Source organism: Pseudomonas sp. 9Ag (assembly GCF_902506445.1).
In the GTDB taxonomy this organism is placed as follows: Bacteria; Pseudomonadota; Gammaproteobacteria; order Pseudomonadales; family Pseudomonadaceae; genus Stutzerimonas; species Stutzerimonas stutzeri_AB.
In genome coordinates this window covers 2947096-2972171 of sequence record NZ_LR733836.1, presented here as the reverse complement: position 1 = coordinate 2972171, position 25076 = coordinate 2947096, and the positions used below count along the sequence as shown (strand labels likewise).

At 58.8% G+C, this 25076-nt stretch carries 27 protein-coding genes; 24 read left to right on the top strand and 3 right to left on the bottom strand.

Features of this window, described 5'->3' with window-relative positions; translation table 11 throughout:
- Positions 1-23 precede the first annotated feature (23 nt).
- From ALTERO38_RS13400 to murB, 4 genes are read left to right on the top strand one after another with little or no spacing between them, the layout of a single operon-like run.
- Positions 24-209 (top strand): Trm112 family protein, encoded by a 186-nt coding sequence (locus tag ALTERO38_RS13400; protein ID WP_102834818.1) that lies wholly within the window; start codon positions 24-26, stop codon positions 207-209.
- A complete protein-coding gene (kdsB, locus tag ALTERO38_RS13395; protein WP_159968693.1) occupies positions 206-970 on the top strand; it encodes a 3-deoxy-manno-octulosonate cytidylyltransferase in 765 nt (254 codons plus the stop codon). Before ALTERO38_RS13400 ends, kdsB begins: the two co-directional genes overlap by 4 nt.
- A 1-nt stretch (position 971) precedes the next feature.
- Entirely contained in the window at positions 972-1436 is a 465-nt protein-coding gene (locus tag ALTERO38_RS13390) for a low molecular weight protein-tyrosine-phosphatase (RefSeq protein WP_159968692.1), read from the top strand.
- A complete protein-coding gene (gene murB / locus ALTERO38_RS13385) occupies positions 1433-2452 on the top strand; it encodes a UDP-N-acetylmuramate dehydrogenase (RefSeq protein ID WP_159968691.1) in 1020 nt (339 codons plus the stop codon). Before ALTERO38_RS13390 ends, murB begins: the two co-directional genes overlap by 4 nt.
- A 177-nt stretch (positions 2453-2629) precedes the next feature.
- Here murB and rne read toward each other — a convergent pair whose 3' ends face one another.
- The gene (rne, locus tag ALTERO38_RS13380) at positions 2630-5770 is read right to left on the bottom strand and encodes a ribonuclease E (protein WP_218581729.1); all 3141 of its coding nucleotides are present in this window, start codon (positions 5768-5770) and stop codon (positions 2630-2632) included.
- Between the two features lie 551 nt (positions 5771-6321).
- Here rne and rluC point away from each other — a divergent pair.
- Genes rluC through sppA form a run of 3 tightly spaced genes read left to right on the top strand, consistent with a single transcriptional unit; the run spans position 6322 to position 8930 of the window.
- Positions 6322-7275, top strand: a complete 954-nt coding sequence (gene rluC / locus ALTERO38_RS13375; protein ID WP_159968690.1) for a 23S rRNA pseudouridine(955/2504/2580) synthase RluC — start codon at positions 6322-6324, stop codon at positions 7273-7275.
- The gene (locus ALTERO38_RS13370; RefSeq protein WP_148924680.1) at positions 7268-7957 is read left to right on the top strand and encodes an HAD-IA family hydrolase; all 690 of its coding nucleotides are present in this window, start codon (positions 7268-7270) and stop codon (positions 7955-7957) included. The genes rluC and ALTERO38_RS13370 overlap by 8 nt, the downstream gene beginning before the upstream one ends.
- Positions 7947-8930: a signal peptide peptidase SppA gene (gene sppA, locus ALTERO38_RS13365; protein WP_148924681.1), complete on the top strand. Its 984-nt coding sequence runs from the start codon at positions 7947-7949 to the stop codon at positions 8928-8930. Before ALTERO38_RS13370 ends, sppA begins: the two co-directional genes overlap by 11 nt.
- A gap of 7 nt (positions 8931-8937) precedes the next feature.
- On the opposite strand, the gene ALTERO38_RS13360 is transcribed toward sppA, so the two are convergent.
- Positions 8938-9516, bottom strand: a complete 579-nt coding sequence (locus ALTERO38_RS13360) for a nucleoside triphosphate pyrophosphatase (protein ID WP_148924682.1) — start codon at positions 9514-9516, stop codon at positions 8938-8940.
- Positions 9517-9620: 104 nt separating this feature from the next.
- On the opposite strand from ALTERO38_RS13360, the gene ALTERO38_RS13355 reads away from it, so the two are divergent.
- The 14 genes from ALTERO38_RS13355 (at position 9621) to ALTERO38_RS13290 (ending at position 21424) form a co-directional block, all read left to right on the top strand.
- Positions 9621-10148, top strand: a complete 528-nt coding sequence (locus ALTERO38_RS13355; protein ID WP_148924683.1) for a YceD family protein — start codon at positions 9621-9623, stop codon at positions 10146-10148.
- 12 nt (positions 10149-10160) lie between these two features.
- On the top strand, positions 10161-10343 hold the full coding sequence (gene rpmF / locus ALTERO38_RS13350; protein WP_019342480.1) for a 50S ribosomal protein L32: 183 nt from the start codon (positions 10161-10163) through the stop codon (positions 10341-10343).
- 3 nt (positions 10344-10346) lie between these two features.
- Entirely contained in the window at positions 10347-11417 is a 1071-nt protein-coding gene (plsX, locus tag ALTERO38_RS13345; RefSeq protein ID WP_148924684.1) for a phosphate acyltransferase PlsX, read from the top strand.
- A 59-nt stretch (positions 11418-11476) separates the two neighbouring features.
- Positions 11477-12415, top strand: coding sequence for an ACP S-malonyltransferase (fabD, locus tag ALTERO38_RS13340; RefSeq protein WP_102834807.1), 939 nt, complete (start codon positions 11477-11479; stop codon positions 12413-12415).
- Positions 12416-12429: 14 nt separating this feature from the next.
- Complete coding sequence (gene fabG / locus ALTERO38_RS13335; RefSeq protein ID WP_102834806.1) at positions 12430-13173, top strand: 3-oxoacyl-ACP reductase FabG; 744 nt, start codon at positions 12430-12432, stop codon at positions 13171-13173.
- Positions 13174-13364: 191 nt separating this feature from the next.
- Positions 13365-13601, top strand: coding sequence for an acyl carrier protein (gene acpP / locus ALTERO38_RS13330; RefSeq protein WP_003283670.1), 237 nt, complete (start codon positions 13365-13367; stop codon positions 13599-13601).
- A 177-nt stretch (positions 13602-13778) separates the two neighbouring features.
- Positions 13779-15023 carry a beta-ketoacyl-ACP synthase II gene (gene fabF / locus ALTERO38_RS13325; RefSeq protein ID WP_159968689.1) on the top strand — a complete coding sequence of 415 codons (1245 nt, stop codon included), beginning with the start codon at positions 13779-13781 and terminating at the stop codon, positions 15021-15023.
- Positions 15024-15025: 2 nt separating this feature from the next.
- The gene (gene pabC / locus ALTERO38_RS13320) at positions 15026-15841 is read left to right on the top strand and encodes an aminodeoxychorismate lyase (protein WP_159968688.1); all 816 of its coding nucleotides are present in this window, start codon (positions 15026-15028) and stop codon (positions 15839-15841) included.
- On the top strand, positions 15838-16905 hold the full coding sequence (gene mltG, locus ALTERO38_RS13315) for an endolytic transglycosylase MltG (protein WP_159968687.1): 1068 nt from the start codon (positions 15838-15840) through the stop codon (positions 16903-16905). The genes pabC and mltG overlap by 4 nt, the downstream gene beginning before the upstream one ends.
- The gene (gene tmk, locus ALTERO38_RS13310) at positions 16902-17534 is read left to right on the top strand and encodes a dTMP kinase (RefSeq protein WP_159968686.1); all 633 of its coding nucleotides are present in this window, start codon (positions 16902-16904) and stop codon (positions 17532-17534) included. The genes mltG and tmk overlap by 4 nt, the downstream gene beginning before the upstream one ends.
- Positions 17527-18516 (top strand): DNA polymerase III subunit delta', encoded by a 990-nt coding sequence (locus ALTERO38_RS13305; protein WP_159968685.1) that lies wholly within the window; start codon positions 17527-17529, stop codon positions 18514-18516. The genes tmk and ALTERO38_RS13305 overlap by 8 nt, the downstream gene beginning before the upstream one ends.
- Positions 18517-18547: 31 nt before the next feature.
- On the top strand, positions 18548-18904 hold the full coding sequence (locus ALTERO38_RS13300; RefSeq protein WP_019342489.1) for a PilZ domain-containing protein: 357 nt from the start codon (positions 18548-18550) through the stop codon (positions 18902-18904).
- Between the two features lie 143 nt (positions 18905-19047).
- Positions 19048-19833: a TatD family hydrolase gene (locus tag ALTERO38_RS13295; RefSeq protein WP_159968684.1), complete on the top strand. Its 786-nt coding sequence runs from the start codon at positions 19048-19050 to the stop codon at positions 19831-19833.
- A 187-nt stretch (positions 19834-20020) separates the two neighbouring features.
- Entirely contained in the window at positions 20021-21424 is a 1404-nt protein-coding gene (locus tag ALTERO38_RS13290) for an amino acid permease (RefSeq protein WP_102834799.1), read from the top strand.
- 206 nt (positions 21425-21630) lie between these two features.
- Here the strand turns inward: ALTERO38_RS13290 and ALTERO38_RS13285 are convergent, their stop codons facing one another.
- Complete coding sequence (locus ALTERO38_RS13285; protein WP_159968683.1) at positions 21631-22764, bottom strand: aminotransferase class V-fold PLP-dependent enzyme; 1134 nt, start codon at positions 22762-22764, stop codon at positions 21631-21633.
- 73 nt (positions 22765-22837) lie between these two features.
- On the opposite strand from ALTERO38_RS13285, the gene ALTERO38_RS13280 reads away from it, so the two are divergent.
- The 3 genes from ALTERO38_RS13280 to ALTERO38_RS13270 all read left to right on the top strand — a co-directional run bounded on the left by ALTERO38_RS13280 (position 22838) and on the right by ALTERO38_RS13270 (position 25076).
- Positions 22838-23458 (top strand): TetR/AcrR family transcriptional regulator, encoded by a 621-nt coding sequence (locus ALTERO38_RS13280; RefSeq protein WP_019342493.1) that lies wholly within the window; start codon positions 22838-22840, stop codon positions 23456-23458.
- Between the two features lie 47 nt (positions 23459-23505).
- Positions 23506-24396, top strand: a complete 891-nt coding sequence (locus ALTERO38_RS13275; protein ID WP_159969707.1) for a radical SAM protein — start codon at positions 23506-23508, stop codon at positions 24394-24396.
- A gap of 74 nt (positions 24397-24470) precedes the next feature.
- On the top strand, positions 24471-25076 hold the full coding sequence (locus tag ALTERO38_RS13270; protein ID WP_073300746.1) for a DUF4823 domain-containing protein: 606 nt from the start codon (positions 24471-24473) through the stop codon (positions 25074-25076).

The following is a 25076-nucleotide window of genomic DNA, read 5'->3' as shown; positions in this document are numbered from 1 at the left end:
CGGCTGCATCCAAGGACTGCGCCATGGACACCAAACTACTCGATATCCTTGCCTGCCCGCTCTGTAAGGGGCCGCTGAAGCTGGCCGATGACAAGTCCGAACTGATCTGCAAGGCCGACGGCATGGCCTTTCCGGTCCGGGACGGCATTCCGGTGATGCTCGAAAGCGAAGCCCGCACCCTTGACGTGGATGAGCGTCTGGACAAATGACTAACGCTTATACCGTCGTGATCCCGGCGCGTTACGCATCCACCCGCCTTCCAGGCAAACCCCTGCAGGACATTGCTGGTAAACCCATGATCCGTCACGTATGGGAGCAGGCCTGCAGGAGCGGCGCGCAGCGGGTGGTGATCGCCACGGACGATCAGCGCATTCTGCAGGCTTGCGAAGGCTTCGGTGCACAGGCATTGCTGACCCGGGTCGACCATAACTCGGGTACTGATCGGCTTGCCGAGGTGGCGGACCAGCTGGGTCTTGCGGCTGATGCGATAGTTGTCAACGTACAGGGCGATGAGCCATTGATCCCACCGTCGGTGATCGACCAGGTTGCGTTCAATCTGGCTGCGCACCCCGAAGCGGCTATCGCCACACTAGCGGAGTCAATCAGTGATCCGCACGCGCTCTTCAACCCGAACGTAGTAAAGGTGCTGAGCGATATCAATGGCCTCGCACTGACCTTCAGCCGTGCGCCGTTGCCGTGGGCTCGTGACGAATTCGCGCGTGATCCCGAGGCGCTTCCGAGCGATGTTCCGTACCGTCGGCACATCGGCATCTATGCCTACCGCGCTGGGTTCTTAGCTGACTTCGTGGCTTGGGGCCCATGCTGGCTGGAGAATACCGAGTGCCTCGAGCAGCTACGTGCGCTATGGCATGGCAAACGCATCCACGTTGCCGATGCGGTCGAGGCGCCTCCGGCAGGGGTCGATACCGCCGAAGACCTCGAGCGAGTTCGCAAGCTGCTTGGAGCTTAACGTGAAGGTCCTGTTCGTTTGCATGGGTAACATATGTCGATCTCCCACCGCTGAGGCGGTGTTTCGCAAATGTGCAGAGAAGGTCGGGATGGATGACCGACTCACCGTCGATTCGGCTGGAACCGGCGATTGGCATGTCGGCAAAGGCCCAGACTCGCGTGCTTGTATGGCGGCCGCGAGGCGAGGCTATGACCTCACGGCGTTACGAGCGCGCCAGGTCTCCGTGGACGATTTTCAGCGTTTTGATCTGATACTGGCGATGGACCACGACAATCTGGATCGGCTGCATGCCATGCGTCCTGCAGCCTGCAATGCAGAGCTCGACCTGTTTCTGCGTCGATACGGATTAAGCAAGGATGCCGTCCCTGACCCGTATTACGGCGGCGAGGACGGTTTCGAGCAGGTGCTCGATCTGATTGAGCATGGCGCTGCCCAATTGCTCAATGAGATCAGAGGGCGTCAATGAGCCTCCAACTCGAGCGGGGTCGCTCCCTCAAGGCCTTAAACACCTTTGCTGTCGAAGCCCGTGCTGCCTACTTCACTGAGGCGCACGACGATCAGGCAGTAATCGAGGCGATCTATGAAGCCCGCCGCCTTGATGTTCCGCTATGGATACTGGGTGGAGGTAGCAATCTGGTATTGACCGGGGACGTAGACGCCCTGGTGCTGCGCATGGCGAGCCGCGGTGTTCGAGTCCTCGAAGATGACGGCCAGCGGGTAGTGATCGAGGCGGAGGCTGGCGAGCCCTGGCATCCATTCGTGTTGCGTAGCTTAGAGCTGGGTTTGGCTGGACTGGAAAACCTCAGCCTTATCCCCGGTACGGTGGGTGCAGCGCCAATCCAGAATGTTGGCGCGTACGGTGTCGAGATCAAGGATGTCTTCGCTGGGCTGACCGCACTGGACTGCCAAACAGGCAATCTGGTTGAATTTGATCCGGCTGCCTGCGAATTTGGCTACCGCGACAGCCTGTTCAAACGTCAGGCCGGACGCTATGTGATTCTTAGGGTGCGCTTCGTGCTTCGCAGGGCTGCGGTACTCAGTCTCGAATATGGCCCCCTCCAGCAGTGGCTGCAGCAGCACGACATCCACTCACCGACTCCTATGGACGTCAGCCGCGCAGTCTGTTCGATTCGCAGTGAAAAGCTGCCGGATCCCAGGGTCCTCGGAAATGCTGGCAGTTTTTTCAAGAACCCATTGATTCCTCAATCGACTGCTGATGCCTTGCTAGCGCAATACCCCAGCCTGGTCGCGTTTCCGCAGCCCGACGGGCAGGTCAAGCTCGCCGCCGGCTGGCTAATCGAGCGCGCAGGCTGGAAAGGCTATCGGGAAAGGGATGTGGGTGTTCATAGCCTGCAGGCTTTAGTGCTTGTCAACTACGGTCAGGCGACCGGCCAACAAATCCTTCATCTTGCCGAAAAGATCCAGGCTGACATCTTGGAGCGTTTCGGTGTGCGGTTGGAAATCGAGCCGAATGTCGTCTGACCTAGACTTGGTTAGGCTGCTCTGTATCCAGTCATTGCATTCCTAACCGCAGCCGTTAGTCAGCCACTCTGCAGCTATCTGTGTGCCCGGCGAAGGCGCAGCGCGGCGTCACTTAAATGATCGTCGCCTACAAAAAAAGGGATGCCGAAGCATCCCTTTTTTGCATTGCCGAGTCTGTCAGTCTTTACGCTTGTCGGCGTCCTGCAGGTTGGCTTCCTCGGATGCATCCGCACTAGCTTCAGCAGCGGGCTTGATCGCATCTACTTGAGGCTGTAGCGGTTCGGCGACAGCCTGTTCGGCTTCCGCTTCGACCAGCGGGGCTTCCGGCTTCTGAGTAGTCTCAAAGCTTTGCTCCGCATTGTCGTTTGCGGTGCCGACCGGTTGCTCGGTGGCTGGATCGCTGTCCGGCTCAGTGACAACGATTTCAGGGCTGGCCAGCTCTGCCGGCGCTTTGGCTTCGGTCGATGCTTTGGTTTCAGCTTCAGCTGCTTCCTTAGCCAGACGCTCTTGCTCCAAGCGGCGACGACGCACCTCACGTGGGTCGTTGGGCGCACGACCGCCTGTGGTCACGGTTGGTGCTTCAGCCGCTGCAGCGCTCTGCACAGGCTCTTCGGCGACTGGTTCGGCTACAGCTTGCGCGGCCTTGGGCTCGGGCTCGCTTGCCGATTTCTGCGGCTCGCTGGCTTCGCGTGGCGCAGGGATTGGCTCGGCTTTTGCCATAACAGATGTCGCGGCTCCGCCTTCCAGCGGTCCAGTGGCATCGGCCGGCTTGTCGGCATCGGTGGTCTCAGGAGCCTTGTCAAAGGTCTCGGATGGCAGAGATGCTTCCGTTTCCTTTGTTTCTGTCTGAGCCTCAGTAGGCGCGATTTCTGTGTCGGCGGTGTTTGCCGCAAGAGCGGCGGCAGTCGCGGCGATAGCCACCTGCTCTGACTTCACCGGCGCATTGCTTTCGCTGACTTCGGCGTTGTTGGCCTGCACTTCGTCGTCAATCTCGTTGCCGTTGGCATCGCGTTGACGGTCGCGACGATTGCTGCGGCGACGCTGACCACGCGAGCGGCGGCGAGGACGATCGCTACCTTCTGATGAGTCCTGCTCTTCCTGGGAGTTCTCCGCAGTTTCGCTTTGCTGTTCTTCAGTACTCTCGGCTTGTTCTGCCCGAGGTTTACGTTCTTCGCGGGGCGCACGAGGCTTGCGCTCAGGGCTTTCTTCACCGGCCGTTGCTACTGGCTCGGTTTGGGTAGAGTCATCGAGCGGTGCGCGCAATTCGCGCTTGCGCTCTTCTCGCGGCTGCCGCTCCTCGCGTGGTGTGCGTTCGCGACGTGGCTGCTGCTGTGGCTGCGCGTTGCTTTCGCTGACTTCTACTGGCTCGCGGGGTTCGCGTGCTTCCCGCGGCTTGCGGTCCTCGCGGGGCGGACGCGGCTGACGCTCTTCGCGAGGCTGGCGGTCTTCGCGAGGGGCACGCTCTTCGCGAGGTTTGCGCTCTTCGTCGCGATTACTGCGTGAGTCACGGCGGCGGTTCTGCTGGCGTCCACTACGACGTTCGTCGTTACGCTGTGGACGGCTAGTTGCGGCTGGCTTCTTCTCAACTTCGGCAGCGGGTGCTTCCTGCTTGCCGGCGAAGAGGCCGACCAGGGACTTGACCAGCCCCTTGAACAGGCTTGGCTCCTGAGCGGCAGGAGCAGGCAGCTCAGCGGGCGCTTCGACAGGCGTCGGCGCAGGCGCCGTGCGCTGCGGTGCGGTTTTGACGGCTGCTTCCTGGCGAACCAGCGTGCGCGTCGAGCTGACTGGCTGGGCCTCCTCAACCTCGGTTGGGCTCATTTCATAGCTGGCCTGGCCGGCAATGATCTCTGGGCTATCGTCGCGTAGACGCTGCACTTCGAAGTGCGGGGTCTCCAGGTGATCGTCTGGCAGGATGAAAATGCGCGCTCGGCTGCGCAGTTCGATCTTGGTAATGGCGTTGCGCTTTTCATTGAGGAGGAATGCAGCAACCTGGAACGGCACGCGCGCCCGAACTTCGGCGGTACGGTCCTTGAGGGCTTCTTCTTCGATGAGGCGCAGGATAGCCAGTGACAGTGATTCGACGTCGCGAATGATCCCTTGGCCATTGCAGCGAGGGCAGACGATGCCACTTGTTTCGCCGAGCGACGGACGCAGGCGCTGACGGGACATTTCAAGCAGGCCGAAGCGCGAAATGCGACCAACCTGAATGCGTGCACGATCGGCCTCGAGTGCTTCGCGAACTTTCTCTTCAACGGCGCGCTGGTTCTTCGCCGGGGTCATGTCGATGAAATCGATAACGATCAGGCCGCCGATGTCGCGCAGGCGCAGCTGGCGGGCGATTTCTTCGGCCGCTTCCAGATTGGTCTGCAGGGCGGTTTCTTCGATGTCGCCACCTTTGGTGGCGCGCGCCGAGTTGATGTCGATGGAGACCAGTGCTTCGGTCGGATCGATAACGATGGAGCCACCGGACGGTAGCTTCACTTCGCGCTGGAAGGCCGTCTCAATCTGGCTTTCGATCTGGAAACGATTGAACAGCGGCACACTGTCTTCGTACAGCTTGATCTTGCTGGCGTACTGCGGCATGACCTGCTGAATGAAGGAGAGGGCTTCGTCCTGGGCTTCGACGCTATCGATCAACACTTCGCCGATGTCCTGGCGCAGGTAGTCGCGAATGGCGCGAATGATGACATTCGATTCCTGATAGATCAGGAAAGGGGCGGGGCGATCCTGGGAGGCTTCCTTGACGGCGGTCCACAGCTGCAACAGATAATCCAGATCCCATTGCATTTCTTCGCTGGAGCGGCCAAGGCCTGCGGTACGAACAATCAGGCCCATGTCGGCCGGAACGTTGAGGCCATTCAGCGCTTCGCGGAGCTCGTTGCGCTCTTCACCCTCGATGCGGCGGGAAATGCCGCCAGCACGCGGATTGTTCGGCATCAGTACGAGATAGCGGCCAGCGAGGCTGATAAAGGTCGTCAGGGCTGCGCCTTTGTTGCCTCGCTCTTCCTTCTCGACTTGGACGATCACTTCCTGGCCTTCGCTCAAGACTTCCTTGATGTTGACGCGGCCTTCTGGCGCCTTCTTGAAGTACTCGCGGGAAATTTCTTTGAGAGGGAGGAATCCGTGGCGGTCAGCGCCAAAGTCTACGAAAGCCGCTTCGAGGCTGGGCTCGACGCGGGTGATCTTGCCTTTGTAGATGTTGGCTTTCTTCTGTTCGCGGGCACCGGATTCGATATCGAGATCGAACAGGCGCTGGCCGTCGACCAGTGCGACACGCAACTCTTCAGGCTGAGTTGCGTTAATTAGCATTCTTTTCATGTAGTACCGTCGGTTTCCAGAGCAACGGAAACGGCGTTTCGGCACACACGACTCTCGCGGTCGGTGTCAGGTGAGTCAGGAATGGTTGTAAGGCACTCCAGTGTCCAGCGATGTGAGGCCAGTTGGGCCAGCGTCGCGACGACGTCTCCTGCTTGCTGTCGGAACAGAAGCAATGGTTCGGGAGGAGGAATCAGCCAGCGGTAGCGGACGGAATGAAGCGTCTATGAAAGCCTTTGCTACGCAATCCGAGGGCTGTACATCTCCACCCAACACTCATACTTTGAAAATCGGGTGCCGCTCGCAGAATCCGGGAGCGGGTTATCGATTATCGTGATTCCCCATCGGGGGCACGCATCATGTCTTCAAGGCTTGTTTCGGAACTTGTGCTACTTGAGAAAAGCTCCGTTGGACGGCCTCACGTCCTCAAACATTGCTGGGTCGGAAATGGCGGTTTCGCTGGCATTCCCCAACCTGTCCGCTTTTGGCGGCGCCTGGACTATAACAGCAATGTTTAAGTGCTTCAAATAAGGGAAAATTGATATCATCCGCGGATGACAAATACCCCCTCTCAGACCTCCGGCGTGCAAATGCTCGAGGTCTCGCCGGAGCTTGCCGGCCAGCGCATCGATAACTTTCTCCGTACACAGCTTAAAGGTGTGCCCAAGACCTTGATCTATCGCATCTTGCGCAAGGGCGAGGTGCGGGTTAACAAAGGGCGTATCAAGCCTGAGTACAAGCTCCAGGCAGGTGATGTCGTGCGAGTGCCGCCGCTCAGGTTGCCCGAGCGGGACGAGCCAGTCCCGCTCGCGCAAGGCCTTCTTGATCGCCTTGAGGCGGCAATAGTCTTCGAAGACAAAGCATTGATCGTGCTGAACAAGCCGGCTGGTATCGCCGTGCATGGCGGCAGTGGGCTCAGTTTCGGAGTGATCGAGGCGCTGCGTCAGCTGCGCCCGGACGCGAAGGAATTGGAGCTGGTGCATCGCCTGGATCGGGATACTTCTGGGCTGCTGATGATCGCGAAGAAGCGCAGCATGCTGCGTCACTTGCATCTGCAATTGCGCGGTGATGGTGTCGACAAGCGTTATATGGCGCTCGTACGGGGGCGCTGGGATACGAGCAAGAAACAAGTAAACGCGCCCCTGCTGAAAAACACGCTGCGTTCGGGTGAGCGGATGGTGGAGGTCACCGACGAGGGCAAGGACGCCCTGACGCTTTTTCGAGTGCTCCGCCGTTTTGGCGACTTCGCTACGCTGGTCGAGGCCAAGCCAGTAACCGGGCGTACGCATCAGATTCGCGTGCATGCCCGGCATGCCGGACACGGCATCGCCGGCGACAGCAAGTACGGGGATGAGGAGTTTTCTGCCGTTATTCGTGACCTGGGTGGCAAACGCCTGTTTTTGCATGCCTATGCGCTCAAGGTGCCTTTGCCCGATGGTGGCGAACTGAGTCTGGAGGCGCCGGTCGATGAAGTCTGGGCCCGGACGCTGGAGAGGCTTGGTGAATAACTACGAACTGCTGATCTTTGATTGGGATGGGACATTGGTGGATTCGATCGGGCGTATCGTCGAGTCCATTCTGGTGGCTGCTACCAAGTGTGATCTGCCGCGCCTGGATGAGAACAGTATCAAGGGAATTATTGGCCTGGGGCTGCCAGAAGCGATAGCTGTGCTGTATCCAGGCGAGACGGACAGGAAGCTGGTAGAGGCGTTTCGTCGTGCCTACGCCGATCATTATCTGGCCTTGGAGTCTGAGCCGTCGGCGCTCTATCCGGGAGTGGCGACGGCTTTACAGCACTTTCGTGATCAAGGGCACCAGCTTGCCGTGGCGACGGGTAAAGGGCGGCGCGGGCTGGATAGGGTGCTGGCAGGGCAGGGCTGGAGTGATTTCTTCGATGTAACCCGTTGTGCCGACGAGACGGCCAGCAAGCCGGATCCGCTCATGATTCATGAGATTCTTGAGCACTGTGGCGTCAGTCCCGAGCGCGCCCTGATGATCGGGGACTCGGTTTTCGATCTGGAAATGGCTAGGCGAGCCGGCGTAGACAGTGTTGCGGTGTCCTATGGCGCGCAGCCTCTCGAGGTGCTGCTGTCGTGTTCGCCGCGCATGGCCATCAATCATTTTTCGGAGCTCGGTGAATGGCTGTGCTCTGCTGCTGGTCCCGCTGAGGTGGTTGCATATGTCGGATGAATGGGGAAGGCCTGTGAGCGAGTCCAAGGAAGACGGTAACAGCTGGAAGCTGTTGGAGAAGACACTGCTTGCTGGCGTGCAGGAGCAGCGGCGAGCTCGGCGCTGGGGGATCTTTTTCAAGCTGTTGACCTTTGTCTATCTCTTTGGGGCGCTGCTGATGTTCTCGCCTCTGTTGCAGATGGGTGACGGGAAGGCTGTCGGTGAGTCCCATACCGCGGTGATCAATGTCAGGGGGATGATTGCTGACGAAGAGGCGGCGAGTGCGGACAACATCGTCGGTGCGCTGCGCACAGCCTTCGAAGATTCGAATACCAAGGGAGTGGTACTGCGTATCAACAGCCCGGGCGGCAGTCCGGTGCAGTCCGGTTATATCTATGACGAAATCCGCCGGCTACGTGGCGAATACCCGGCGATCAAGGTCTACGCGGTGATCGCTGATCTGGGTGCCTCGGGTGCCTATTACATCGCCAGCGCCGCGGATGAAATCTACGCTGACAAGTCCAGTTTGGTTGGTTCCATCGGTGTCACGGCGGCAACCTTCGGATTTGTCGAGACAATGGACAAGCTGGGTGTCGAGCGTCGGGTGTACACCTCCGGCGAACATAAGGCGTTTCTGGATCCGTTCCAGCCGGAAAAGCCAGAAGAAACCGAGTTCTGGCGAAATGTGTTGGCGACCACTCATCGGCAGTTCATTGATAGCGTGAAACAAGGTCGTGGCGATCGACTGCAGGTCGCCGGGCATCCCGAGCTCTTTTCTGGGCTTATATGGTCTGGTGAGCAGGCGCTTGAGCTCGGCCTGATCGACGGCCTTGGCAATGCCAGCTACGTCGCGCGCGAAGTGATTGGGGAGGATGAGCTGGTCGACTTTACCGTCAAAGAGTCGCCTCTGGAGCGATTCACCAAGCAGCTCGGCGTCAGTATTGGTTCGCAGTTGGCCCTGTGGATGGGTTTCCAGGGTCCGCAACTGCGTTAATGGGTTGTCAGGGAAGTTCGAGTCCGGCGCTATTGAGCATGTCGACCAGTCGGATCAGGGGTAACCCTATAAGGCTGGTAACGTCTGGCCCTTCCGTGCTCCGGAACAAGCTGACCCCTAAACCTTCGGCCTTGAAGCTGCCCGCGCAGTCGTAGGGTTGCTCGGCCTGAAGGTAGCGCTCGATCTGCTGGTCGCTGAGCGTACGGAAGTGGACAGTAAACCGTACGCAGTCGACCTGCGTCGTCCCGGTTTGGCTGTCAAGCAGCGCCAGTCCAGTCAGGAAGGTGACGCTTTTGTCGCTGCAGGCCTGTAACTGCTGCTTCGCTCGCTCGAATGTGTAGGGTTTGCCGAGGATCTCCTCTCCAAGCACGGCTACCTGGTCGGAGCCTATAATCAGATGCTGCTGGTGGGTTCGTCCTAATGCTCGAGCCTTCTCAAGAGCCAGTCGGCGTACAAGCTGTTCCGGCTGCTCACCAGAGTGTGCGGTCTCGTCTATCTCTGGAGAGCCACAATCGAACTCCAGTTGCAGGCGTGAAAGCAGTTCTCGTCGGTAGGGGGAGCTTGAAGCGAGAAGCAGGCGGCGCATTTTTCTTCCTTTTATATAGGGTGCCGATTGGTGGTCGGATTGGCTCGATTGTGCGGCTGAATTCCTTTGACAGTCGAGGGGCGCATCCCTAGAATGCCGCGCTTATGTTGAAAGGACCAATACCTCCGCACGTAGATCCGCGCAAGCTCGCTGACCGAGCGGCTTCCCTGAAGGGTGAGCTGCAATTGTCTGGGCTGAAGCGGCTCGTCGATCCTCTTGAGGACGATAAGGGTGTGGTGCGCGCCAGTTTTGAGTTTGGGCGCGACGAGCAGCGCACTGTGGTCATTCACAGTGATCTGGACGTTGAGGTCACGATGATTTGCCAGCGCTGTCTGGAGCCGGTTGTTCTGCCTATTCACAGCGAGTGCGATTATGCCGTCGTGAATGAGGGTTCGAGCAGCCAGCACCTGCCCAAGGGCTATGACGTGCTGGAAGTGGGAGAGGATCCTCTGGATCTGCTGGCGCTGGTTGAAGAGGAGCTTCTGCTTGCTCTTCCGATTGTTCCACTCCATGACCCAGAAGTTTGCCAGCCGCCGGCTGGGCCTGATGAGCCCGAGCCGAGTGAGGACGAGGTATCGCGGTCCAACCCGTTCAGCGTACTGGCTCAGTTAAAGCGTGACCCAAACGTTTAGGAGTTGATCCCAATGGCTGTTCAGCAGAACAAAAAATCCCGTTCCGCCCGTGACATGCGTCGTTCGCACGACGCGCTCGAGCCGAACGCCCTGTCCGTAGAAAAGAGCACAGGTGAAGTTCACCTGCGTCACCACGTTTCCCCGGAAGGTTTTTACCGTGGTCGTAAAGTGATCGATAAGGGCGCTGACGAGTAAACCTTGTCTGCTCCGGTCATAGCGATCGATGCAATGGGTGGGGACTTCGGTCCCCACTGCATTGTTCCAGCCAGTGTCCAATGTCTGGCTGAAGTCCCCTCGCTGCATCTGGCCCTGGTTGGCCAATCCTCCATACTTGAAGAAATCATCGCCCAGCATCCAGCTGTCGATCGCGCTCGCCTAACGATTGTCGATGCCGATGAGGTAATCGGCATGGATGAGCGGCCGGCGCAAGCGTTGCGTGCCAAGCCGCGCTCGTCCATGCGCGTCGCTTTGGAGATGGTGCGTGATGGTCAGGCGCAGGCGTGTGTCAGTGCCGGGAATACCGGAGCGCTGATGGCGCTTGCTCGCCAGGTATTGAAAACCCTTCCTGGGGTCGACCGCCCTGCAATGGTGACTGCTATTCCCACGCTAAAGGGGCCGTGCCTGTTGCTTGACCTCGGGGCGAACGTGGACTGCACTGCTGAGCAGCTCTATCAGTTTGCGGTAATGGGGTCGGTTGCGGCGGAAAGTCTCGGTATCGAGCGGCCGCGAGTTTCGTTACTGAATATAGGTACAGAAGAGATCAAGGGGAACCAGCAGGTCAAAGCGGCGGCGGGGCTGTTGCAGCAGGCTGGCTGTATCAATTATCAAGGCTTTATCGAAGGTGATGGTCTGTTTCGTGGCGAGGCCGATGTGGCGGTGTGCGATGGCTTTGTTGGCAATATCCTGCTCAAGTCCAGCGAAGGCCTGGCCCAGATGGTTACCCGCCGCGTCGAGACGCTTTTTCGCCGCTCGTTAATTTCGCGTCTGGTGGGTACGCTGGCGCTGCCGCTGTTGCGTCAGTTGCGGGCCGACCTACGGCCGGCTCAGTACAACGGTGCCAGCTTTCTTGGGCTTCAAGGTATTGTCGTAAAAAGCCATGGTGCCGCGGGGGCCGAAGGTTTCCGGTCGGCAATAGGTCGTGCTGCTCAGGACCTGGAGCGAAATCTTCCAGCGCAATTGCGCGGTCGTCTCGAACACCTGCTTGTGACTGGTCGGTCCGCAAGCGACCCTGGCGATGTGACTGCTACCGATCGCTCGCCATCCAACTGAAATTCGCTGCGCCCTCGTGCGTATTCTTTCCCGACGAACAACCACAAGAGAGTCGTTTCATGTCTGCATCACTTGCATTCGTCTTTCCAGGCCAGGGCTCCCAAGCCCTTGGCATGCTTGCCGAGCATGGCTCACAGCAGTCGCAGGTCATCGACACCTTCGCCGAGGCCTCGTCTGTGCTGGGTTACGATCTGTGGGCGCTTTGCCAGCAAGGCCCAGAGGATCAGCTCAACCAGACTGACAAGACTCAGCCGGCCATTCTGACCGCCTCAATTGCTCTATGGCGTTTGTGGCTGGCTGAGGGCGGTGCGAAGCCGGCATTCGTTGCAGGCCACAGTCTGGGCGAATACTCGGCGCTTGTTGCTGCGGGCAGCCTTCCGTTTGCTGACGCGGTGAAGCTCGTGGAGTTGCGGGGTCAGCTGATGCAGCAGGCCGTTCCGGCCGGCACCGGCGGTATGGCGGCGATTCTGGGGCTGGATGATGCTGAGGTGCTGGCGGCATGTGGCGAGGCGGCGCAGGGTGAAGTAGTCAGCGCTGTCAACTTCAATGCCCCTGGCCAGGTCGTGATTGCTGGCAATGCGGCAGCGGTCGAGCGAGCCATTGAGATCTGCAAATCCAAAGGCGCCAAGCGCGCCATGCCGCTGCCGGTTAGCGTGCCCTCTCACTGCGACCTGATGCGTCCGGCGGCCGAGCGTTTTGCTGCGGCAGTCACCGGTGCAGCCTGGCAGGCGCCTGAAATTCCGCTGGTGCAGAATGTTAGCGCGGCAATCGTTTCGGATCTCGACACCCTTAAGCGTGATTTGCTGGCTCAGCTCTATAGCCCGGTTCGCTGGGTCGAAACTATTGTTGTGCTGAGCGAGCGTGGTGTGACCGGTTTGGTCGAGTGCGGCCCCGGTAAAGTGCTTTCCGGCCTTAATAAGCGCTGCGTCAAAGGCGTCAGCACCTACAATCTGGACACCCCCGAAGGTTTTGCTGCCACCCGTGGCGCAGCGCTCTGAACAAGGAGATATGTATGAATCTGCAAGGCAAGGTCGCGCTGGTAACAGGAGCCAGTCGTGGTATTGGTCAGGCCATCGCGCTTGAGCTCGGTCGTCAGGGCGCCATTGTGATTGGCACGGCGACCTCTTCTTCAGGTGCTGAACGCATTGCTGAAACGCTCAAGGAGAACGGCATAGAAGGTGCTGGGCTGGTATTGGATGTTACTAGCGATGAGTCCGTTGCCACGACGCTGGAGCATATTCAGCAGCACCTGGGGCAGCCAGCTATTCTCGTTAACAACGCTGGCATCACGCGTGACAACCTGATGCTGCGTATGAAGGACGATGAATGGCATGACGTCATAAACACCAATCTCAGCAGCCTGTACCGTCTGACCAAAGGTGTCTTGCGTGGTATGACCAAGGCGCGCTGGGGACGAATTATTAGCATTGGTTCCGTGGTGGGTGCCATGGGCAACGCTGGACAGGTAAACTACGCTGCGGCCAAAGCCGGACTTGAAGGTTTCAGCCGGGCGCTAGCCCGTGAAGTCGGCTCGCGCGGCATCACGGTCAATTCCGTGGCGCCGGGTTTCATCGATACAGACATGACGCGCGAGCTTCCCGAAGCTCAGCGTGACGCACTGCTGGGGCAGATCCCGCTGGGTCGTCTTGGGCAGGCGGAAGAGATTGCCAAGGTCGTTGCCTTTCTAGCTTCTGACGGCGCTGCCTATGTCACCGGAGCTACGGTTCCGGTGAATGGCGGTATGTACATGAGCTAATGTGACGCCAAACGCATGTATGCAGTCATAACGGCTGATTAGTTTCGTTATAAAACTGTGGTTGGTTTATAGACAGATGGTTGAAGGCAGGTTCATGCTTGCCCGCTTTCAGCTTGAAATGCGGAAAACGCTTTCTATACACTACCGCGCAGACCAGCTGCCTGATTTTTCCATAGGAGTGAAAACAAGGTATGAGCACCATCGAAGAACGCGTCAAGAAAATCGTTGCCGAGCAACTTGGCGTCAAGGAAGAGGAAGTTACCAACAGCGCTTCCTTCGTCGAAGACCTGGGTGCCGACTCCCTTGATACCGTTGAGCTGGTGATGGCTCTGGAAGAGGAATTCGAGACCGAAATCCCGGACGAGCAAGCCGAGAAGATCACCACTGTTCAAGAAGCTATCGACTACATCAACGCGCACGCGCAGTAAGTCGTAGTCCTGCTTCGAACCAGTAAGCCGCACTGCCTTCAATGGGCAGTGCGGCTTTTGTTTGAGTTTGCTGAATGCAGCTGGTCGTGCCTATGGCCGACATCTGTGAAGGAGGCTCTCTGTCCGCGCAGATGCTAGCGGAACAGGGCGAGTCGAATGAATGCAAGGAGAATTGCTGTGTCGCGTAGACGCGTCGTAATTACCGGTATGGGCATGCTATCGCCGCTGGGTAACGATGTGCCAAGCAGCTGGCAGGGGATTCTCGCCGGCCGCAGTGGTATCGGCCTGATAGAGCATATGGACCTTTCCGCCTATTCCACTCGCTTTGGCGGATCAGTCAAAAATTTCGATGTCGAGCAATACCTGCCCGCAAAAGAGGCTCGTAAGCTCGACCTTTTCATCCAGTATGGACTGGCTGCCAGTTTCCAGGCGGTACGTGACTCCGGGCTGGAAATTACCGATGCCAATCGCGAGCGCATCGGCGTCGCGATGGGGTCGGGCATTGGTGGCCTGACCAATATCGAAAACAGCTGCAAGGCGTTGATCGAGCAAGGGCCTCGCCGAATCTCGCCCTTTTTTGTGCCGGGCTCGATCATCAACATGGTTTCGGGTTTTCTGTCGATCCATCTGGGCCTGCAGGGGCCTAATTACGCTATCGCTACGGCCTGTACTACGGGTACGCATTGCATCGGTATGGCCGCACGCAACATCGCTTATGGTGAAGCTGACGTGATGATTGCCGGTGGCTCGGAAATGGCGGCCAGCGGACTTGGCATCGGCGGGTTCGCGGCGGCACGCGCATTGTCTACGCGTAACGAAGATCCGGCTTCAGCCAGTCGCCCATGGGACAAGGACCGGGATGGCTTTGTTTTGTCCGACGGTTCAGGCGCGTTGGTATTGGAGGAGCTCGAGCATGCCAAGGCTCGCGGGGCTAAGATTTATGCCGAGCTGATTGGTTTCGGCATGAGCGCGGATGCTTTTCACATGACTTCGCCTCCTGACGATGGCGCGGGCGCAGCGCGCTGTATCCGCAACGCGATAGTAGACGCCCGGATCGATCCCGCTCAGGTTGACTACATCAACGCTCATGGCACCTCAACACCGGCCGGCGACAAGGCCGAAGCTGCTGCAATCAGAGCGGTATTCGGCGATCACGCCTACGACCTGTCGGTCAGTTCGACCAAATCAATGGTCGGTCATCTGCTTGGTGCAGCGGGCGCTGTCGAGGCGATCTTCAGCGTGCTTGCTATCCGCGATAAGGTAGCGCCACCGACGATCAATCTTGATGAGCCTGGCGATGGGTGTGACCTCGATTTCGTTCCGCATGAGGCCAAACCGCGGACAATCGATGTCGCGGTCTCCAACTCCTTTGGCTTTGGCGGCACCAATGGATCGCTGGTGTTCCGCCGGTTCGCCGAGTGACGTTGAGCTGGGTGGATGGGCAGCCGGCTGAAGCGCTGCCCGTTCATGATCGAGGGCTTGCGTACGGCGACGGTTTATTTGAAACGATCAAGGTGGTGGGCGGCCAGCCCGAGCTGTTAGATCGGCATTTGCAGCGGCTGACGCGTGGCTGTCAGCGTCTGGCTATTCCCTGTGATATCGACCTCGTGAGCAGTTACCTCAGCGCTTTCTGTGCCGAGCTCGGAAGGGGTGTAGCTAAGCTCATTGTTAGCCGGGGGGAGGGCAGGAGAGGCTACGCCCCGCCCATTCCTTGTCAGCCCCGAATCGTCCTAACCGGATCACCCTTGCCTGATTACCCGAGTGCGCATGCCGAACAGGGCGTGCGCCTTTTCCCCTGTACGACCCGTCTGGCCGAGCAGCCGATTCTGGCCGGGCTGAAGCACCTGAACCGCCTGGAACAGGTGCTGGCCCGCGCCGAGTGGCAGGATTCGGCGTTCGCTGAAGGCCTGATGCGCGACACCTCCGGGCGGGTCATCGAAGGCGTGTTCAGCAACCTGTTCATCGTCGATTCGGCCCGGTTGATGACGCCGACCCTCGATCGTTGTGGGGTGGCGGGGGTCATGCGCGAAGAAGTGCTGGAGCGCGCGCGGCAAGCTGGCGTATCAACCCAGATCGGCGATCTTTCGCTCGAACAGCTACATCGCGCAGACGAGGTTTTTATGTGTAACAGCCTGTACGGTATCTGGCCGGTGCGCCAATTGGACGCCAGCGTATGGTCGGTGGGGCCGGTCACACGTAAACTTCAACGCCTGGTGAATGATCTGTCGAGCAATACGTGATTCGAAAATTGTCCTATGCGCTCATTGGCGCCTTGCTAGTCGCTGCGCTGGCGCTCGGCCTGGTCTTTTGGAAGCTGCACACCGCGTTAGGGCAAGCACTTCAGATCGGGGAAGCGCAAACGCTCGAGGTCCAGTCCGGCGATACGCCGAGTGGTTTGTTTCAGCGGTTGGAGCGAGACGGCATATTGGGCGACTCGTTTTGGTTGAGGCTGCATTGGCGGCTGGAGCTTTCCGGCCATACCTTGCACAGCGGCGAGTATCAGTTGCGGCCTGAGATGACTGCCCGCGACATGATCGGGCTATGGCAACGTGGCGAGGTCGTGCAGCACACCTTGACCATCGTCGAAGGATGGAATTTTCGTCAGGTGCGCGCCGCGTTGGAGGCGTTGCCCACGGTTCAGCAGACGATAGTTGGCCAGTCGGATGACGAGGTCATGAAGCGCCTCGGTCAAGAAGGCTCGCACCCCGAGGGGCGTTTTTTCCCAGACACCTATAGTTTTACCCGTGGTGTCGCCGATCTCGAGCTGCTCCAGCGCGCCCATTCGCGGCTGGAGACGGTGCTGGCTGAGGAATGGCAACAGCGTAGCGAAGGCTTGCCCTATCAAGACGCCTACGAGGCGCTGATCATGGCTTCCATCATTGAAAAAGAAACCGGGGTACCGTCAGAGCGCGGCGAAATCGCCGGCGTTTTCGTTCGTCGACTCGAGCAAGGCATGCTGCTACAGACTGACCCGACGGTAATATATGGCATGGGCGAACAGTATAAGGGGCGTATCACGCGCAGTGATTTGCGCCGGCCAACCCCCTACAACACCTATACGATTAGCGGCTTACCACCGACGCCCATCGCTATGGTTGGCCGCGAAGCGATTCACGCTGCTCTGCATCCAGTTGAAGGAAAAAGCCTCTACTTCGTCGCGCGGGGGGACGGAAGTCATGTCTTCAGCAATTCCTTGAGCGAGCACAACCGCGCGGTGCGTGAATATCAACTCAAGCGCCGATCAGACTACCGTTCCAGCCCACCGCTCCGGCAAAGCCCGGCGCCGATTGAGAATGCCCAGTGACAGGACTCTTTATTACGTTGGAAGGGCCGGAGGGTGCGGGCAAGAGCACCAACCGCGAGTACCTCGCCCAGCGCTTGCGCTATCACGGTCTTGATGTCGTCTTGACGCGAGAGCCTGGAGGTACGCCATTGGCGGAGTCCATTCGTGAGCTGCTGTTGGCGCCTGCCGACGAGCCAATGAACAGTGATGCGGAGCTTTTGCTTGTTTTTGCAGCGCGCGCCCAGCATCTTGCTCAGGTCATCCGCCCCGCGCTTGAGCGTGGCGCCGTGGTGCTTTGTGACCGCTTTACCGACGCCACCTACGCTTATCAGGGTGGTGGGCGCGGGCTCTCTACTCAGCGCATTGAGCAGCTTGAAAGTTTCGTACAGGGCGAGATGCGCCCAGACCTGACGCTAGTTTTCGACTTGCCTGTAGAGGTCGGTCTGAGCCGGGCTGCTGCGCGTGGGCGCCTGGATCGGTTTGAACAAGAGGGGCTCGGCTTTTTCGAGGCTGTGCGCAACACCTATCTCCGTCGCGCGGGGCAAGACCGGCAGCGCTACCGCATTGTTGACGCGGGGCAGTCTCTGGCTGCGGTGCAAGAGGCGCTGGATAGGCTTTTACCTGAAGTGTTGGACCGTGCACGTGGCTGACGGCATTCTTCCCTGGCAGGCTGATCTCTGGCATCTGCTTGCCGGTCGTCAACAGCACGCTCATGCATATTTGCTACATGGTCCTGCGGGCATCGGCAAGCGTGCGCTAGCCGAACAGCTCATGGCGCTTTTGCTCTGTCAGCGACCATCGGCACAGGGCGCCTGTGGGAGCTGCAAGGGCTGTCTGTTACTGGCCGCTCACACCCATCCAGACCATTACATTCTGGAGCCCGAGGAGGTCGACAAGGCCATTCGGGTCGACCAGGTTCGGCAGCTGGTAGGGTTCGTCACCCAGACGGCTCAGTTAGGCGGGCGTAAGGTCGTGCTGCTCGAGCCGGCCGAAGCGATGAACCTGAACGCTGCCAACGCGCTGCTCAAGAGCCTTGAAGAGCCAGCAGGCGATACCGTTCTGTTGCTTATCAGCCATCAACCCAGCCGCTTGCTGCCGACGATCAAGAGTCGCTGCGTGCAGCAAAGCTGTCCGTTGCCGAAGCGCCAGCAGAGCCTTGATTGGCTGGCGGCCAAGCTTCCTGATGTATCGTCCGCGCAGCGAGCAGAGCTACTTGCGTTGTCTGCCAACTCGCCTCTGGCAGCGCTTAAACTGCACAGTGCCGGTGTACTTGATATGCGGGTGCAGGTGGTTGACGGGGTGAAGAAGCTGTTAAAAAAGCAGCAATCGCCCAGTCAGCTCGCTGAAGCCTGGAACCCGCATTCGTTGATTTTGTTGTTCGACTGGTTTTGCGAGTGGGCACATCTGATTTTGCGTTTTCAGATGACCGGCGATGAAAGTGGCCTTGGGACGGCCGATATGCAGAAGGTGGTTCAGTACCTGGCGGAAAAATCGTCACCTGACCGCCTGCTGGCGTTTCAGGATTGGCTGCTTGCCCACAGGCAGAAAGTGTTAGGCAAAGCCAACCTTAACCGTGTCTTGCTTCTCGAAGCGCTTCTGGTGCAGTGGGCAAGCTTGCCCGGGCCAAGCTAGAATCCATCGGAACTGTTGTTAGGAATACTGCATGAGCCTGCCTGCAAACCTTGGTCCGCGTAACGGCATTCTGTCCCTGACCATCAAGGACAAGTCGGTGCTCTATGCCGCGTTCATGCCTTTCATCAAGCATGGCGGATTGTTCATTCCCACCAACAAAAGCTACAAGCTCGGCGACGAGGTGTTCATGCTGCTGAGCCTGATGGATGAGCCTGAAAAAATCCCAGTCGCCGGCAAGGTCGTTTGGATTACGCCCAAGGGTGCTCAAGGCAACCGGGCGGCGGGCGTTGGTGTGCAATTCAATGAGGGCGACTCGACAGCGCGCAACAAGATCGAAACCTACCTGGCCGGCGCGATGAAGTCCGACCGGCCAACGCACACCATGTAAGTTGATAACGGACGGCTGCCCGTTTCACTTCGCCTCCTTCTGGACTTTGCTGTTTTTGCTCAAGCTACCTTGTCCTGACGAACCTGGCTGCGAATGAGCAGATGCTTGCTCTACAATGGCGCGTTTAGGTTCGGGTAGTTTCCATGCTGATCGACTCGCATTGTCACCTAGATCGTCTCGATCTGGCCTCGCACAACGGCTCCCTTGATGCAGCGCTCGATGCAGCGCGTCAACAGGGTGTTGGGCATTTCCTCTGCATTGGTGTCAGCGCCGAGAACACTGCGGCGGTCAAAGCGCTCTCGCAGCGCTATGCAGACGTCGACTGTTCGGTGGGCGTACACCCGCTGGACCTCGAGCCTGGTGCCGAACCTGCGCTGGGCTGGTTACTGGAGGAGCTTGCCGCGCCCGGCGTAGTCGCAATCGGGGAAACCGGGCTCGATTATCATTACGAGCCCGAAGCCGCCGAGCTGCAGCAACAGTCGTTCCGCCTGCATCTAGAAGCCGCACAGGTCTGCGGAAAACCCGTCATCGTCCACACTCGTGCGGCTCGCGCTGACACACTGGCGCTGCTTCGCGAAGCGTCGTTGCCGCAGGCTGGCGTGCTGCATTGCTTCACCGAAGACTGGGACATGGCCAAGTCCGCCCTGGATCTCGGGTTCTATATTTCGCTATCGGGCATCGTGACGTTCCGCAATGCCGAAGCGCTCCGCGATGTGGCCCGCCGTGTCCCTGCGGATCGTCTGCTGGTTGAAACGGATTCGCCCTATCTCGCCCCCGTCCCTTATCGCGGTAAGCCGAACCTGCCGCAGTATGTGCGGGAAGTCGCTGAGTACCTTGCTGAGCTGCGCGGCGTCGGTTTCGAGGCACTGGCGGCGCAAACTACGGAAAATTTCAAGCGGCTGTTTCCCTTGGCTCGCGTCAAGAGCTGAAGCGCGCCGCGACAGCTTGCAAACCGGCGCGCGTGGCGGGCCTTCTCTGCAGATGCGGTGTACAATCCGCGCCGCTTCACGCAGACGCCGGCTGCCGGCATAAGGATGCGACGGTTGGCTCAACGCTCATGCATGGCCGGCCGTCAGTCTCGTCTTTTCTTCGTCACAGACCAAACAAGGTGACGCCATGTCCAGCGATGCGCTGCACACTGGGCCGCTTCAGCGCGGCCTGAAAAACCGGCATATCCAGCTGATCGCGCTCGGCGGGGCTATCGGAACGGGACTCTTCCTTGGCTCGGCTGGCGTGCTGCGCAGCGCTGGGCCTTCGATGATTCTGGGTTATGCCATCGGCGGGATGATCGCGTTCCTTATCATGCGTCAGCTTGGTGAAATGATCGTCGAGGAGCCGGTTGCTGGGTCCTTCAGTCATTTCGCGCACAAATACTGGGCGCCCTACGCGGGCTTTCTGTCCGGTTGGAACTACTGGGTGCTTTACGTGCTTGTGGGAATGGCCGAGTTGACGGCGGTAGGCAAGTACGTTCAGTTCTGGTGGCCGGAGGTGCCGACGTGGGCCACCGCTGCAGTGTTTTTCGTGCTGATCAACCTGATCAATCTGGTCAATGTGAAGACCTTTGGCGAGACTGAGTTCTGGTTTGCCATCGTCAAAGTTGGCGCCATCGTTGGCATGATTGCGCTGGGCCTGTACTTGCTGCTGAGCGGCGCAGGTGGCGAGCAGGCCGGCTTCAGCAACCTCTGGAGCCACGGCGGATTCTTCCCCAACGGCATCAGCGGGATGGTCATGGCGCTGGCCATTATCATGTTTTCCTTCGGCGGCTTGGAGTTAGTGGGGATTACCGCAGCCGAAGCATCGGACCCGAGGACGGTCATTCCGAAAGCCATCAATCAGGTTGTTTACCGGATTCTGATTTTCTACATCGGCGCCCTCAGCGTTCTGCTGGCGCTTTATCCGTGGGACAGCTTGCTGGAAACGCTGGGCTCGGCCGGTGACCCTTACAGCGGCAGCCCGTTCGTGCAGATCTTTTCACTGATCGGCAGCGACACTGCGGCGCACATCCTTAACTTCGTGGTGCTGACGGCTGCCCTCTCGGTCTATAACAGCGGCGTGTATTGCAACAGTCGCATGCTGTACGGGTTGGCCGAGCAGGGCGATGCGCCAAAGGTGCTGATGATGGTCAATCGCCGTGGCGTGCCGGTGCTGGCGATCGCACTTTCGGCGCTGGTCACCATGCTCTGCGTGCTGGTGAACTACCTGCTGCCGCAAACAGCACTCGAATTGCTCATGTCGCTGGTGGTTGCGGCGCTGTTGATCAACTGGGCAATGATCAGCCTTGCTCACCTGAAGTTTCGCAAGGCGATGAAAGCGCAGGGTATCGAGCCTTCCTTCAAGGCCTTCTGGTACCCGTTCAGCAATTATCTGTGCCTGGCGTTCGTGGCATTGATTGCCGCCATCATGCTGTCGATGCCAGGTCTGCGAACGTCCATCATAGCCATGCCATTCTGGGTGCTGTTTATCTGGATGTGCTTCCGGTTGAGGCTTTCGAGCCGGCGTGCAGCGCATAGTGAAGCCTGACATCCAGGCAAAAAAAACCCGGCGTCACGAGGAGCCGGGTCAAGACCATTAGGAGTATGAGGTCACGTTCCTCGCTCCCTCAGCTGGCCGAGCATTGGGGGGATTGCGCGGCCAGTGATTGAAGTATTAGTGCGGATCGTTAACCCTGCTGGGCGAATACGGCCCTTTTTAAACGGATTTGGAATAGTCACGAACAGGCTGATCGCTCACTTCACGATCAGCCGATGGATGACTGCCAAAGTTTGCTCGATGACCTCTGGTCGCGTGTAGAAATGCGGTGACAGCCTGATCCCTCCGCCCCTAAGCGCACAGACGACCTGCTCCTGTTTGAGGCGTTGAAAAAGCGTCGGGTTGTCCATCCCGTCAATCCGAAACGTCAGGATGCCTGCCCGTCGGCCTGGATTGGTTGGGCTCAGCAGCGCGACTCCCGGCATGGCCTCCAGCTCGCGCTGAAGATGCTCAATGCGTTCGGCCAGCGCCTGGCCCACTGCGACCATTCCAACTTCTTCCAGCAGAGACAAGCTTGCGTCCAATGCCATGGCGCCAAGCAGATTTGGGCTGCCGCACTCGAAGCGCTGGGCGCTGGATGCTGGCTGCCAGTCGCTGCGGTCATAGTCACCGGCGTGCTCGAGCATATGCCAGCCGTATTCGTGAAGCTTGAGCTGACCGCGCAAGTCGCTACGGCAATAGAACACCCCCAGGCCCTCCGGCCCCAATAGCCATTTGTGCCCGTCCGCCATGGCGAACGCGCATCGATACTGCTGAACATTGAATGGCAGTGCGCCCAGCTGTTGTATTGCATCGATGCACAGCAGTACCCCTCGTTGCTCGCAGCCTTGACCGAGTCGTGCCAGATCAAGCCGTAGCCCACTTGCGTACTGCACGGCACTGATCGCCAGTAGCCGCACACTCGGGCCACAGGCCGCGAGCAGATCGCCTTCGGGATCTTTGCCCTTGAGACTGACCTGGATGACCTCAACTCCTTGCGGTTGCAGCGCCTCCCAAACCACACGATTGGAGGGGAACTCCTCGTCGCTTATGACGACTTGGTCACCTGCTTTCCAATCCAGCCCAAAGGCCACGAAAGAAAGTGCTTCCGAGGTGTTCTTGACCAGCGCAATGTCCGCTGGGCTGGGTGCGTTGAGCAGTCTGGCCAGACGATGTCGCAAGCGGGTTTCGACCGCCAGCCATTGGGGATAATCGCGCGCTCCGATCGTGCTGTTCTGCTCGGCAAATTTGATTACCGCATCGCTCGCTCGACGTGGCCAGGGCGCAACAGCCGCGTGATTTAGGTACCGTAAGCCTTCGGTTTGGGGAAATTCGTCATTCAATGTACTCATAGGCAATGTTCCGTGCATTTTCTGACTAAACAGGCATAATCATCTGCTTCGATTTTTCACTCCGCAGCCTCTTATGCAAAATGAATCCCGCAAGGTCCGCGAATTTCGCCGTCGCGAACAAGAGATTCTCGACACGGCGCTCCAGTTATTCCTCGAACAAGGTGAAGACAGCGTCACTGTCGAGATGATCGCCGACAGGGTTGGCATCGGCAAAGGCACCATCTACAAGCATTTCAAATCGAAGGCTGAAATCTACCTTCGGCTGATGCTCGACTACGAGCGGGATCTGAATGAGCTGCTCCATTCGCCGAGTCTCGATCAGGACAAGGAAGCGCTGTCGCGCGCCTACTTCGAGTTTCGCATGGGCGATCCCCAGCGTTATCGCCTGTTTGACCGGCTCGAGGAAAAGGTAGTTAAGGGCAATCAGGTGCCGGACATGGTCGAGGAGCTTCATCGTATCCGTGCCTCCAACTTCGAGCACCTGACCCAGTTGATCAAAGGTCGCATCGCCGAAGGCAAGCTGGAAGATGTGCCGCCTTACTTCCACTATTGCGCAGCCTGGGCTCTGGTGCATGGAGCTGTTGCGCTGTATCACTCGCCATTCTGGAGCAATGTTCTCGAGGATCAGGAAGGTTTTTTCCAGTTCCTGATGGATATCGGCGTACGTATGGGCAACAAGCGCAAGCGCGACTAGCAACTTGGACCAGCGGCAATGGCTAGCTGGCGAGGCGGGTACATCCGATCAGCACATTTCCCATCAGCTACATCGAGCCGGTGTTCCGGCCGCCAAGCGAAGCGCATTCGCTGATCTTGCCTGTTACCAATGGATGCTCCTGGAATCGCTGCACCTTCTGCGAGATGTATGTTCAGCCGCAGAAGAAATTCCGTGCTCGTGATGAAGAGCAGGTGCTCGAAGAGATCAGGCGATGTGGCGAACGACTGATCGTTCAGCGCGTGTTTTTAGCTGATGGAGATGCGCTGGTACTACCGACTCGCCGACTGCTGACTATTCTCAAGCAAATCCGGAAGCACATGCCCGATGTCGAGCGCGTGTCGAGCTACTGCCTGCCGCGTAACCTTCGCAAGAAGTCGGTCGACGAGCTCAAGGAGCTTGCCGATGCCGGTCTCAAAATGGCTTATATAGGCGCTGAATCCGGCGACGACGAGGTGTTGGCGCGGGTCAATAAAGGTGAGACCTACGAGTCGACGCTTAGCGCATTGGATAAGTTGCGACAGGCTGGAATCACCCGCTCGGTGATGATCCTCAACGGCCTGGGCGGAAAGGCCCTCAGCGAGCAGCATGCAGTGAATTCGGCCCGCTTGATGAACCAGGCGCAACCTGAGTACCTGTCTACGCTTGTCGTCAGCTTCCCCGGTGGCGAGGCGCGCTTTCGCGAAGGATTTGCGGATTTCGAGGCGCTTGACCGTCAGGCACTGTTTGCCGAGATCCAAACCCTGCTGCATTCGCTGGAACTCGAGGACACCGTATTCCGCAGCGACCATGCTTCGAATTACCTGGTTCTAAAGGGCGTTCTCGGTCAGGACAAACGCGCCCTGTTGGCTCAGGTCCGCCAGGCTATTGAATCACCGGAGCGTGCACCGCTGCGCCAAGAGTGGCAGCGGGGGCTCTGAGACACATTCCTGCGAACTGGCGTGTTTGCTGCATTGCTTTGCCGAACGTCGGATTTCCGTCATGACTGGTGCAAATGATGAAAGTGTTCAGCCTTATCGTGGCCGTGCTCATGCTGAGCGGCTGCATGAAGGTCAGCGATATGGCCGAGGAAACCCGCTACCAACTGCGAGACGTTGGCATTCTCGACCATAGCGAGACGGTGAGGTCCGCCTCGTGGCGGCTGCAGCCGGATTCCTTCATCTACATTGCGCAGGGGCATTTCGTTCCCCCAGGCGGGGCCTATCCTCGACCGAACGTGGTGGCCGAAGAGGCGTTTGAGAGCTTCGTTCGTTACTTTCCGCTGGTCCGGCGCGCTCCAGAACCTGTAGGGCTGGAGGAAGCATTGAACCAGGCGGCGATTGCTGGTGCCCATTACTTGTTGTATTCGCGATTTGCCGCGGCCGATGACCGTATTGGCAGTTTTGACGAGCTCAACGATCAGCGCGCGCTTGATCGGCTAGGTGTCGATACCAGCGTGGTTCAGTTGATGCTGATCGAGACCGGCAATCGGTATCTGGTCGATACCGCCAGTATTCGCAGCCGAGGCGGTTTGCTAAACATTTATGACGCGACACCACAGGTCTTGTTGGGGCCGCCCTTGCGTGATTACGCCCGGCGCCTGATAGGCCTGGGGCGCTGA